Annotated in this window: 11 protein-coding genes and 2 rRNA genes; 1 reads left to right on the forward strand and 12 read right to left on the reverse strand. The window is 65.2% G+C overall.

Going from position 1 to position 12,000, the window contains the following annotated elements:
• The 10 genes from AC1DOQ_RS26440 to AC1DOQ_RS26485 form a co-directional block, all read right to left on the reverse strand.
• A partial coding sequence (locus tag AC1DOQ_RS26440) for a CheR family methyltransferase (RefSeq protein ID WP_477371236.1) occupies positions 1-922 on the reverse strand: 922 nt, incomplete at its 3' end.
• Complete coding sequence (locus AC1DOQ_RS26445) at positions 909-1,430, reverse strand: chemotaxis protein CheW (RefSeq protein ID WP_477371239.1); 522 nt, start codon at positions 1,428-1,430, stop codon at positions 909-911. The genes AC1DOQ_RS26440 and AC1DOQ_RS26445, both read right to left, overlap by 14 nt.
• A 302-nt stretch (positions 1,431-1,732) precedes the next feature.
• Positions 1,733-2,716, reverse strand: a complete 984-nt coding sequence (locus AC1DOQ_RS26450) for an HDOD domain-containing protein (protein WP_477371242.1) — start codon at positions 2,714-2,716, stop codon at positions 1,733-1,735.
• 8 nt (positions 2,717-2,724) lie between these two features.
• Positions 2,725-3,567: a sensor histidine kinase gene (locus tag AC1DOQ_RS26455; RefSeq protein ID WP_477371245.1), complete on the reverse strand. Its 843-nt coding sequence runs from the start codon at positions 3,565-3,567 to the stop codon at positions 2,725-2,727.
• A 401-nt stretch (positions 3,568-3,968) separates the two neighbouring features.
• Positions 3,969-4,487: a response regulator gene (locus tag AC1DOQ_RS26460; RefSeq protein WP_477371248.1), complete on the reverse strand. Its 519-nt coding sequence runs from the start codon at positions 4,485-4,487 to the stop codon at positions 3,969-3,971.
• A complete protein-coding gene (gene nosR / locus AC1DOQ_RS26465; RefSeq protein ID WP_477371251.1) occupies positions 4,477-5,823 on the reverse strand; it encodes a response regulator c-di-GMP phosphodiesterase, NosR family in 1,347 nt (448 codons plus the stop codon). The genes AC1DOQ_RS26460 and nosR overlap by 11 nt, the downstream gene beginning before the upstream one ends.
• Positions 5,820-6,770 (reverse strand): ATP-binding protein, encoded by a 951-nt coding sequence (locus AC1DOQ_RS26470; protein ID WP_477371254.1) that lies wholly within the window; start codon positions 6,768-6,770, stop codon positions 5,820-5,822. Before AC1DOQ_RS26470 ends, nosR begins: the two co-directional genes overlap by 4 nt.
• Before the next feature lie 10 nt (positions 6,771-6,780).
• The gene (locus AC1DOQ_RS26475) at positions 6,781-7,620 is read right to left on the reverse strand and encodes an HDOD domain-containing protein (RefSeq protein ID WP_477371257.1); all 840 of its coding nucleotides are present in this window, start codon (positions 7,618-7,620) and stop codon (positions 6,781-6,783) included.
• On the reverse strand, positions 7,617-7,889 hold the full coding sequence (locus tag AC1DOQ_RS26480; protein WP_477371260.1) for a hypothetical protein: 273 nt from the start codon (positions 7,887-7,889) through the stop codon (positions 7,617-7,619). Before AC1DOQ_RS26480 ends, AC1DOQ_RS26475 begins: the two co-directional genes overlap by 4 nt.
• 60 nt (positions 7,890-7,949) lie before the next feature.
• On the reverse strand, positions 7,950-10,574 hold the full coding sequence (locus tag AC1DOQ_RS26485; RefSeq protein ID WP_477371262.1) for an EAL domain-containing protein: 2,625 nt from the start codon (positions 10,572-10,574) through the stop codon (positions 7,950-7,952).
• A 288-nt stretch (positions 10,575-10,862) separates the two neighbouring features.
• Between AC1DOQ_RS26485 and AC1DOQ_RS26490 the strand changes: the two genes are divergently transcribed.
• Positions 10,863-11,495 (forward strand): response regulator, encoded by a 633-nt coding sequence (locus AC1DOQ_RS26490; protein WP_477371265.1) that lies wholly within the window; start codon positions 10,863-10,865, stop codon positions 11,493-11,495.
• Between the two features lie 78 nt (positions 11,496-11,573).
• Here AC1DOQ_RS26490 and rrf read toward each other — a convergent pair.
• Positions 11,574-11,686 (reverse strand): 5S ribosomal RNA (rrf, locus tag AC1DOQ_RS26495).
• A 120-nt stretch (positions 11,687-11,806) separates the two neighbouring features.
• Positions 11,807-12,000: ribosomal RNA gene (locus AC1DOQ_RS26500) — 23S ribosomal RNA — on the reverse strand; the annotation flags it as partial.

A 12,000-nucleotide genomic window follows, 5' to 3' on the forward strand; every position in this document is an offset into this window, starting at 1 on the left:
GCGCAGCGGCGGCGGTGGCGGCCCGCGCCGCGTGGGCGGGCGCGGCGGCAGGCGCCGCGGCAATCGCCGGTTCCGCGCTCTTGCGGAAGAACACGGCATCCGCGTGATACACGGGCGTGAAGCCGACGAACAGCTCCGCCGAGGCCTCGCTGGGGTTCACCACCAGCCAGCCGCCATCGACCAGGCTGTCGCGCAGACGGGCGATCACGCGCGCGATCTGCGCCCGCCCGAAATACATCAGCACATTGCGGCAGAAGATGAGGTCCATGGCCTGGGTGGCCGTGACGGCGGACGGATACGCCTGGGAGGCCAGGTTCAGCTGGGCGAAGCGGACCTGTTCGCGCAGCGAAGCATCGATCTCGGAGCGTCCGTCGCCGTGCGCATGGAAGAAGGCCGCCTGGTCGGCGGGGTCGGTCCGGCGGAACGACCAGCGCCGGTACACGCCGGCGCGCGCGAAATCGAGGAATTCCGGGTTCAGGTCGGTGGCCAGGATCGATGTCATGGCCGGCGCAAGCCGGGGCACGCGCCGGCGCAGCGCCATGGCGATCGAATACGGCTCTTCGCCGGTGCAGCAGCCGGCGCTCCAGATACGCAGCGGGCGGGTCTTGCCGGCCGCCAGGTGCGTCCTGGCATAATCGCACACCAGGTCGAGTGCGCGCGGCTCGCGGAAAAAATAGGTCTCGCCGATGGTCAGGAAGCGGGCGCACAGGGCGCTGCGCGCCTCGTCCCATTCGCCGGCCAGCAGCCAGGCCGCGCCGGCCTCGGGACCGGCATGGCCGAGGGCCTCCGCCATCCGTGCCAGGGCGGCGTCGAACTGCCTGCGTTTCGCACCGGAGAAATGGAGGCCGAGTTCGGCTTCTACCCGCTGCGCAGCCAGGTCCAGGGCGACGGCGGCCGGCATGGCCTGCTCAGTTCTGCTCATCGGCCGCTCCCGCCAGCGCCTGCGCAAGCTGCGCGCGCTCATCGTCGAACAGGAAGCGCGCCGGGTCGATTACCAGGCACAGGCCATCCGGCAGCTCCAGCGCACCGTCGACGAATCCGGCGGCCTTCGCCGCGCCCGGCCATCCGGCGGCGGCGCGGGCCGCCGTGCCCGGACCATTGATCCGGTCGACCACGAAGGCGCAGGCAAAGCCGGCCAGGTCGACGATGAGGAACTGGTGCGCGGGAGCGATCGTCGTCGGCCCGCAGCCGGCGCGGCGCGCGAAATCGAGCACGGTCACGATCTCGCCGCCGACGTTGAGCACGCCGAGCACGATATCGGATGCGCCCGGCAAGTTCTGCGGCTGGGCGCTGAGCACAGCCCGCCGTACGCACGACAGCGGCACGGCGAAGCGTTGCCCTTTGCAGACGAACTCCAGCACCTGGATCTCGTCCTGGATCGGATCCTGGCTGGCCGGTGCGGCTTCGGGCGGACGAACGACGGTACTCATGACGATCTGTAGGCGTGATGACTTTGGAACGGAAGTTGTTTCTTGAACACGTTCCTGATCGTAACGGACCTTGTCGTCGGCGTCACAGTTGCTTTCGTAATTACGACGAGCAGGGCTCGCCACGCGCGCGCGAGAACGCCCTCGCAAGCCGTTGAAAACAAGGATGTTTTTACGAACGACCAGAAATCAGGCAGGCCTTCGTGTCACAAATAATCGTCGCCATGTCGCAAATTGAATGACAAGCTTGGCGTAACGATGTTGCGACGAGTCAACAGAATTCCTTAAGCCGCGGCGCTGCCGGTTCATCCTTCCAGATGGCCCAGCTTGCCCAGGCAGCGGCGCTGGAAGCTGTCGAGCCCCTCGCTCACCAGCTGGTCATCCTCGGACAGCACGCAGGCGTCGAGCAGGAGCCGCAGTTTGGCAATGCGGTCGCCCTGGAAAAGAGCGCGCGCCAGGCTGGACTCGTCCGGCGTGCCTGCCTCCATGATGGCATCCGTCACCTCCTGCGGGAAATCCCAGTGCCGTGCGATGCCCGCCGACAGTTGCCGGCTGGCAGCCAGCAGCTTGACGCCGAATTCGCCGGAGCAAGGTATGCCGCCGTTCGGGCAGACGCGGTCCGCCATCCGGAAAGCGACCACCAGGCCCACGTTCTGCATCAGGCCGGCCAGATAAGACTCGAAGACGCCGGCGGTCAGGCCGGGCGCCACCAGGCTGGCCGCAAGCGCGCACTTTTCCGACTGGCTCCAGATATGGGGTGCGGCTTTGCTCGAAAAGCCATCGGTCTGCATCTTGATGACCGGCCGGAAGCCGATGCGCGCCAGCAGCATGCGCAGTCCGTTCTGCCCGAGCATCATGATTGCGGCCTCGACGGTTTTCACCGGACTCATCGGGCGGTAATAGGCGCTGTTGGCCTCGCGGATCACTTCCGCGACCAGCACGACGTCCTGCATCACCTGGCTCGACAGCTCGGCAGTCGACACGTCCTCGTCGCGCAGGCTGCGCAGCAGCCGTGGAATCACTTCGGGTACGCGCGGCACCAGCCCGGCGGCGGTGTCCGGACGCGCCGCCAGGATCCCGACCTGATCGAGGATCCGGTTTTCCAGCTCGGCCGGCGCATTGAAGCCCGACGAGCCGGTCAGCCAGCGGTAGTAGGCGGCGTCGATCTCGCTGCCGATCCGTTCCGCTTGCAGTTCCTGCTGCCGGGTGTCGGCCGCCTGGGCGCTAATTGCGGCCGCGGCCGTCTCCGCTTCCGCGCCGCCGATCAAACGAGAAATCCAGTTCTTCATACTATTTTTCAGGAAAGCGCCAGCTTGCGGCGGATGGAAAGGATGGTGCCGCGGGACGGCCGGCCGTGGATGGCCAGGCTGGCGGAGATGCTGGCGGCCCGTTCGCGCATCCCGGCCAGTCCGATGGCATGCGTCGAGGCCGCGGCATGGCAGGCAATGCCCACGCCGTCGTCGCATACGCGCACGAGCAGCTTGCAGCCCCGTACCGATACCTGGAGCAGGACCCGGCTCGCGTCCGCGTGGCGCAGCACATTCGTCAGCGCCTCCTGGCATATCCGGAACAGTTCGCCGGCCACGAAGCGCGGCGGCTCGACATAGCCGGCCCCGGCCTGCCTCAGCTCGCAGGCGATCCCATGGCGGCGCTGGAATTCCCCGGCCAGCCAGCGCAAGGCGCCGAGCAGGCCGCCGGCTTCCAGGGCAGGCGGACGCAGCAGTATCGACAGATCCTGGACCGAGGCAATCGCCTGGTCGATACTGGACAGGGCCGACCCCAGGTCCCGCAGCGTCTCCTCGCGCTCCGGCGCCAGTCCCCCCTGGATGCGCCGTTCCAGCAGGCGGATATCGATCCTGGCGGCGGTCAGCAATTGACCCAGCTGATCGTGGACTTCGCGTGCGAGCAAGCGCATCTCGTCGGCCCTGACCTTCTGGACGGCCTCCAGCAGCCTTCGCAATTCCTGCTGCGGGAGGGCGGCGCCAACCCCGCCCGGCGGCGCGGACAGGCACTCCGCCACGCGCCGGGCCACCTGCTGCAGCAGGGCCTGCAAGGCAGGGCTCACGACGTCGGTGGACACGGCGAACAGCACGCAGCCGCGCGGGCCTTCGTCCTGGCCGGCACCGAAGCACTCCAGCACCAGCCAGGCCGCGTCCGTCCCGATCCACGCTGGACGATTCTCTTCCGTCAGCCGGAGCGGGCTGCCGGCCGCGCACGCCGACAGCAGTTCCGCGGCGTCCCGCGGCGGCGCCGGGAAACCGGCGTGCGACAGCAGGCACGGCCCGGCGCGGCAAGCTTGCCGGCCATCTTGCCGGTACACGGCCATACCGCAAACCTCGCCCCGCAGCTCGCGCCAGACGCGGGCCGCGATCTCATCCCCGCCGATGTCCAGGGCCAGGGCCAGCGACACGGCGGCGAAGGAATGCATCCTGCGCGCAATCTCGTCGCGCCCGGCATCCTCCCGGGCCGGCAGTGGCTCGACGGGGGCGCTGCTCGCCGCGTCCGTGCTTCCGGATGGCCTCATCCTTCCTCCATATGACATCAGAACAGGCGGATATTCCCGTGTTCATCCCGCTCGACATGCGTGATGCCCGGCTCCTCCTCCTCGAGCCGGCGCAGCGCGATCTCATGCCGGTCGGCCTCGTTGTCCGGCGGCGTCACGGCGCCCTGCCCCGTCCTCGCCTGCACCAGGCTGTCCCTGCGCTCGAATGCCAGCTTCACGGTCGCAATCAGCTCGTCCTGTTGCCATGGCTTGGCGATATAGCGGAACACCTCGGCCCGGTTCACCGCTGCGATGATATCGATGTATTCGGTGGTGGCGCTGACGACGATGCGGATCGCATCCGGCTGCAGGCCCTTGACCAGCTGCAGCACGTCGGCGCCGTTCAGACCCGGCATGCGGTAGTCCGAGATGACGACGTCGAAATCCTGCTCGCCCGCGCGCAGCACCGCGGCTTCCGGTTCGTCGAAGGTCTCGATCACCACGTCGTCCAGCGGGAATGCCAGACGCAGGGTACGCCGCAGGGCATTCGCGACGGCGGTCTCGTCGTCAAGAATCATTATTCTGCGCATGCGCGGCTCCCGACCTGATGAAGAGTTGAATCTCGGCCTGCGACCTGCGCTCGTATTCCGCCAGCTGCTTCAGCATGCGGTCGCTCAGCACGTGGTCGGCCGAGAGCAGCAAGGCGCCTTCCGCGGACAGGAGGTCGCGGCTGAGGACCATGCCGGTCTTCAGCTGGGACACGCCCATGGCGATCTCCGCGACCTCGTCTGCGATGCTGCGCCCGGTCCGGATATCGTAGAAGGCCTCGACCACCTCCGGGTCGTAGCGCTTGCCCCTGCTTTCCACCACGAGGTCGGTGGCCTTCCTGGCGTCCACCTGGCGCTGGACGAGCAAGCCCTGCTGCAAGGACTCGAAATCGTGGGCCACCGCCAGGATGCGCGCGCCCATCGGGATATCGAAGCCGGCCAGCCCGTCCGGGAAGCCGGAGCCGTCGAAACGCTCGCGATGGGTGCGCACGATGCGCGCCGCTTCGCGCAGTTCTTCGAGCGGCATCAGCACCTGTTCGCCAAGCTGGGGATACTTGCGGTACATGCCAAGCTTGTCGCCTTTCAGCAGCGACTCCGGCATGCCGAGCAGGCTGTCCGGAAAACCGGTCTTGCCGATCTCGTGCAGCAGGCCGGCCACGAACACGTCCTGCGCCTCGCGCGGCGACAGCCCCATGCGCAGCGCGATCCGGCGCGCCAGGTCGGCCACCCGGCGTCCGTGTCCCGCCGTCAAGCCGCCGCGCGTCTCGACCAGGCCGGACAGGATCTTGATCAGGGTGAGGAAATTCGTCTTCAGCCGGTCGTTCGAGGCCTGCAGGGACCGCTGGGCCGCGCTCAGTTCCGCCGTCCTGTCCCGTACGCGCTGTTCGAGGGTCTGGTTCAGCTCGTGCAATGCCTCGTTCTGCTGCCTGGTCAGGGCCTCGAGCCGGCGTTTTTCGCGCTCCAGTCCCTGGCGTTCGATCGCGTCGCGGACGACCAGCAGCATCCCGCTTTCGTTCCAGGGCTTGGTGATGTAACGGTAGATCTCGCCGCGGTTGATGGCGCCGATCGTGGATTCGACGTCCGCATGCCCGGTCAGCAGCATACGCAGGGTGGACGGCCAGCGCCGCCGCACGCACTCGAGGAACTCTGTGCCATTGACCTCTGGCATTTGCATGTCGGAGATCACAATATCCACTGCTTCCTGCTCCAGCACCGCCACCCCCGCCGCGGCGCTGCCGGCGCACAAGACCCGGTAATTTTCAGTTCGAAACAGGCGCCGCAGCGACGCCAGGATATTCGGCTCATCGTCGACGCACAGGATGGTAGCCACCGGTGCATCCGATTTCGACGCGGCGTACCCGTTCATTCCTGCACCTCTTTGCCGTCCTGCGCATCCTCGTGCCTGATCGGCAGCTCGATGCGGAATACGGTGCCCTGCCCGGGCTCGCTCTGCACCTCGATCCTGCCGCGGTGCTTCTTGATGATGCCGTAGGATAGCGAGAGGCCCAGGCCGGTCCCGCTGCCGATCGGCTTGGTGGTGAAGAAGGGATCGAAGATGCGCGACTGGATCGCCTTCGGGATGCCGCTGCCGTTGTCGGCAATCTCGATCCACACATGGCCCTCGGCGGTCCCGGTGCGGATCGTGATCCGTCCACGCGGCCCGTCAATCGCATGCGCGCCGTTGACGACGATGTTCATGATCACCTGGTTGATCTGGGACGGCAGGCATTCGACTTCCGGGATGTCGCCGTATTCCTTGACGATGTCGGCCTTGTACTTGACTTCGTTGTTGACGATATTCAGTGTCGAATCGATGCCGTGATGGAGATTCACCCATTGCCAGTCCTGGTGCGCATCGACCCGCGAGAAATCCTTGAGGTCCTGCACGATCTTGCGGACCCGCTCGATGCCCTCGCGCGACTCGCTCATCAGGACCGGCACGTCGTCCATCAGGAAGTCGAGGTCGACCTGCTTGCGCAACGCCGCGATCTGGCTCACCACCTCGGGATCGGAAATGAACTTCTCGGCCTGCTCGTAGCGGACCAGCACGCGCAGCAGGTCGACGACATAGGTCTGCAAGGTGCCGAAGTTGGAGAATACGAAGCTGATGGGGTTGTTGATCTCGTGCGCCACCCCGGCCGCGAGCTGGCCGATCGACGCCAGCTTTTCCGACTGCAGCAATTGCTCCTGCGCCCGCGACAGCTTTTCGTTCAGCTCGGTGAGCTCCTGGTTGCGGCGCAGCAGTTCGGCCTCCACCGATTCCCGGCGCTCCGCGGCTTCGCTCCCGCACGCCACCTCAAGTTTTTCTTGCATGATTCTCGCCCTACATTAAAAGACGGCACGCTTCCTCGAACTGCGTCTCGGTCTCGCGGCAAACCGCGTACAGGTGCGCCGGCGTGAGACGCAGGCTGTCGATGGCCGCATCGTGCACATGCGGCACGGCGACGTGCTCGCCGCCGCCCAGGTCCAGCGCATGGACCATCGCGTTCGCCACATGCACCACACCCGGCACATCGCCCAGGTCGGCGCTGGCCGGCGCGTGGTGCGTGCCGATCGCCCGCTGGATCAGGGGAGGAAATTTCCAGTTCTCGGCCAGCATCTGCCCGACGCGCTGGTGATCTACGCCCAGCAGGCGCACCTCGGCCTCGGCCAGGGTCGAATCCCGGCCGGCGCTGTCCTCGATCACCCCCGCGTACTGGTCGGGGAAGCGCGAGGCCAGCACCAGCCGGCCGATGTCGTGCAGCAGCCCGGCGATGAAGGCATGATCCTGGTCGATGTGCGCATGGCGGGCCAGGCTTTTCGCACACAGGGCGGCCGCGATCGAATGGCGCCAGAAACCGGCGACGTCGATGTGGCGGCTGCCGCCGGCGTCGAGGCTGTCGATCACGCTGCTGGCGACCGCCAGCGCCCTCGCACTGTCGAAGCCGAGCACCACGATCGCCTGCTTGACCGTCTTGACCTTCGCCGGCAGCCCATAGAAGGACGAGTTCGCGAGGCGCAGGGTCTTTGCGGCCATGGCCTGGTCCCTCGACATTTTTTCGGCCAGTGTCGTGACGTCGACATCCTCGCGCTCGAAGGAACTGATCAGGTCCATGACGATCGACGGCAATGCCGGCAGGTCGCGGATGCTCTTGACGACCTGGTTGATATCCAGCGTGTTCATTGCAGCTCCGCCATCCGGTACTCCTCGACCACCTTGCGCACCAGCGCATCCGCCCGCCCGCCGCCGGCGTGACGGTACAGGTAGGCGATCCTTTCCTGGACGCGCAGGCGTTCGGCCGCCAATTGTTCCTGCGTGATCGAGTCGTCGACGACCAGCAGCATCTCGACGTCGCGCCGCAACAGGGACTTGATCGTCGCGGCGGTCAGCGCGGTGAGCGCCGGCAGCAGGACGTTGCCCGCCCGGTCCCGCACATCTTCATGGAGCAACATGCCCTCCTCGGCCTCGCTCGTAGGAACTACGCGAAAACGCTTCATCATTCCGGTGCTCCCTTATGTCTTGTCTTCGTTTACCGGCATACTGCCCCCAGGCCTGCCGATCGCGATCATCCAGCCGCGCGAGTGGCTGCCGCTGCCCATCGGGAGCAGGTCCGCCGCATACCGCCTGTCGCCCAGACCGAGTTCGAAGGACAGGCTGGCGCCTTCAGGCAGGTCGTCGGGCAACCCGGGGAACAGCTGGTGGACGTCGCAACCCAGCACCGGCCCATGGCCGGCGAACAAGTCCATCGCGGCGCGGTTCGCCAGCACGATCATGCCGAGGTCGTCGCTTGCCAGCACCGGCATCGGCACATTGCTGAGCGCTTCATGGACGATGTCCAGGCTGATCTCTCCGCGCTGGATCTCGCCCCGCTGCCGTTCCAGCAGGGTCTCGAGCCGGCGGTTCACCGCCGCCAGTTTCTGGTTGGCGGTGCGGACTTCCAGCGTCAGCAGGCGGTTCTCGTTGGCCATCGCGCCATACGAGAACGCCTCCTGGACATGGCTGCGCAACTGCTCGTCATCCCAGGGCTTGGTCAGGAATTTGTAGATCGCGCCCGCATTGACGGCGTCGGTCACGGTCTGGAGTTCGGTAAACCCGGACAGCACGATGCGCACGGTGTCCGGATACAGCTGGCGCACGGTGCGCAGGAATTCAACCCCGGTCATGCCGGGCATACGCTGGTCGGAAACGATCACGTCGACCTCATTCTCCGCAAGCACCTGCAAGCCTTCGCTGCCGCTGTTCGCGGTCAGGATGCGATAATTCTCGTTACGCAGCAGGCGCCTGAGCGACGACAGGATGCTCGGCTCGTCGTCGACCAGCAGCAGCGTGGGACGGGCTCGGTCGAAGCGCAGCAGCTTCGGCGCCAGGCCCCGATCCGCGCCCAGGAAGCCGGTCATGGCGTCGGCCGGAATCGGCTCGGACACGTAATAGCCCTGCAGCTCGTCGCACATGTGGCGGGACAGGAATTCGCACTGGCTTTCACGTTCCACGCCCTCGGCAAGCACGCGCATGCCCAGGCTGTGCCCCATCGTGATAATCGCGTGCACGATCGCCGAAGCGTCTTCTTCCTCGGGCACGCTCTTCAGGAAGGTGCCGTCGATCTTGAGCAGGTCGATCGGCAGCCTGCGCAGATTGGCAAGGCTGGAGTAGCCGGTGCCGAAATCGTCGAGGCAGATGCGGATCCCGAGCCGGCGTAATGCGAACAGGCTGTCGACCGCGCCGTCCAGGTTGGCCATCAGCAGGCTTTCGGTCAGTTCGAGGTCGAGGCAGCTGGCGGGCAAGCCGGTATCGGCCAGCGCAGCCGTGACGCTCGCCTCCAGGTTGGACATCGAAAACTGGCGCGCCGACAGGTTGACCGCGACGCGCAGCGAGGTATAGCCCATTTCCCGCCAGCGCATGGCCTGGGCGCAGGCGGTACGCAATACCCAGTCGCCGAGGTCGGCGATCAGGCCGCACTCCTCGGCGACGGCGATCAGGGTGGCGGCAGGCACCTTTTCGCCATCCCGGGTCCAGCGCACCAGCGCCTCGACGGCGCAGATCGCGCCGCTCACGAGGTCGACCTGGGGCTGGTAGTGAACTTCCAGTTCGCCACCGGCCATGGCTTCGCGCAAGGCGAAACCAAGCCGGAAGCGTTCGAGTTCGGTTTCATCGGGGCAGGTATCGTCCCACCGCAGGATGCCCGGCCCTGCTTCCTTTGCGCGTGCGAGGGCGCGGTCGGCGGCCAGCAGCAGGCTGTCCACCGTTTGTCCGCTCAAGGGAAATGTTGCGCCGCCAATGCAGCAGGTCAGATACACGGAGCGGCCGGCATGCTCGAAGGGCTCCGCCAGTGCCCTGGCAATGTACTGCATGCGCCCCGATTGATTGGCCTGCGGTTCGCCTTCGATCAGGAGGAGGAACTTGTCGCCGGTTTCGCGCGCGACGGTGGCCTCGGCGCCGGCCGCGGACTCGATGCGCCGCGCGACGCCGCGCAGGATCCGCTCGCCGCCCTCGCGCCCGAGCAAGGCATTGACCCGCTTGAACTGGTCCAGGTCGAGCGCCGCCACCTGCAGCGGACGCTGGGCGCGGGCGGCGCGCCGCAGCGCGTGGCCGAGGCGGTCGCGAAACAGCGCATAGTTCGGCAATTCCGTCAGCACGTCGTGGGTGAGACTGAACTGGAGGTCGCGTTGCGAGACCGTTTCCATCGTCACATCGCTGCCCTGGATCAGCAAGCCGCCGATGCGCTTGCCGTCGGCGTCGGGAATGGGCTGGATGACGAAGTCGACGTAGCGCAATTGCGTGTCGCCGTCAGGGCTGGGCACCTGCACCTCGCGCGCCCGCTCGACGTGTCTTTCCCCGCGTGCGAGGACGTCCTGCAGCAGCAGGGTCACCCCTTGTTCGGCCACTTCCGGCAACGCGACATGGAAGGGCAAGCCCAGCAGCTGCTCGCGCCCGACCAGCCGCTTGTAGGCATCGTTTGCATGAGCGAACACCAGCTCGGGGCCGACGAGAAATGCGACGAAACCGGGCGCATGCCGGAACCATTCCAGAGCCACGTAGCCTTCCGGGGAATGCGACGCCGAAAAGCCGGTCGGCTCGCGCGGTTCGCGATCCACGTCGTTGCCGATGGAATCCTGGGGATTTGGTTTGACTGCTTTCATGGTTCCAGTGGAATCAAGCTCATGCTTCCAGAATATCGGACATCACACTGCACAAGACTCGCAGAATTTACGACAAGCTGTCACATCGTTTTGTCGTAGCCTTCATGTATTCTGCCCAAAGCGGCGGCTGCCGCCCTCTCATTCGAGGCTGTGGCGCTCATGGCAGCTGTTTTGCATGGAATTTGCTGTCGTATTTTTTATGACCTACTGTAAGCCTGCCTCCCGTTTTACAATCCTTACAATTGCGTCAAAGCAACAACCAATAGCTCTTATTTCGGATGAAAGTCGATGATCAAACTTGTCGTGGCGGATGACCATCAACTGGTCCGTGAAGGCATCAAGAAAACCCTGACCTCGGACAGAGGGATCGAAGTCGTCGGCGAGGCTTGGGACCTGCCCTCCCTGTTGTCGCTGCTGGCCGCGCAACAGGTGGACATTCTGCTGCTGGATCTGGGCCTGGGCCCGCCCGATGAACTGGCGGCCCTCCGCACGGTGCGCCAACGGTTTCCGCAGGTGCCGGTCGTGGTCATCAGCGCACACGCGGAAAGCCGGTTCGGGATCGAGAGTCTGCGCGAGGGCGCAAGCGGCTACGTCACCAAGTCCATGAGCGTCGATGTGCTTTTGAAAGCGGTACACAAGGTGTGCGGCGGTGGGCGTTACGTGAGCGAGGCGCTGGCCGATTTGCTGGCGAACGAATTGACGGCGCCGAAAAATCCGCATCCCCACGATGCACTGACCGAGAGAGAAAGCCAGGTACTGATCCTGCTGGCTTCAGGGCTGACGATTAAGCAGGTCGCCGGCAAGCTCGAGATCAGCATCAGTTCCGTGAATACCTACCGCAGCCGCATCCTCGGGAAGATGCAATTGAAGACCAATGCGGAGTTGATCCGATACGCCGTGAAGCATGGCCTCGCCAACTGAGTTTGCCCGGCAATTTCAGGATCCAGAAAAGCAAAAAGCCCGCTCAGTATCAACTGAGCGGGCTGCTGCGAATAATTAGCCTGACGATAACCTACTTTCACACTGGTTGCAGCACTATCATCGGCGCAAAGTCGTTTCACGGTCCTGTTCGGGATGGGAAGGGGTGGTACCGACTTGCTATGGTCATCAGGCATGACTTGTACGCGTGTCGTCTCCTGAGGAAGACGCGACGCTGAATCTGGAAGAAGTAGTTTTATCTGTTGTGTCAACAAACAGCTGTCATTGTACCCTGGCATGACTGCCAAGGTTATAGGGACAAGCCGTACGGGCAATTAGTATCGGTTAGCTTAATGCATTACTGCACTTCCACACCCGACCTATCAACGTCCTGGTCTCGAACGACCCTTCAAGGAGCTCAAGGCTCCGGGAAATCTCATCTCAAGGCGAGTTTCCCGCTTAGATGCTTTCAGCGGTTATCTCTTCCGAACTTAGCTACCCGGCAATG

The organism is Massilia sp. 01N417 (assembly GCF_056399645.1).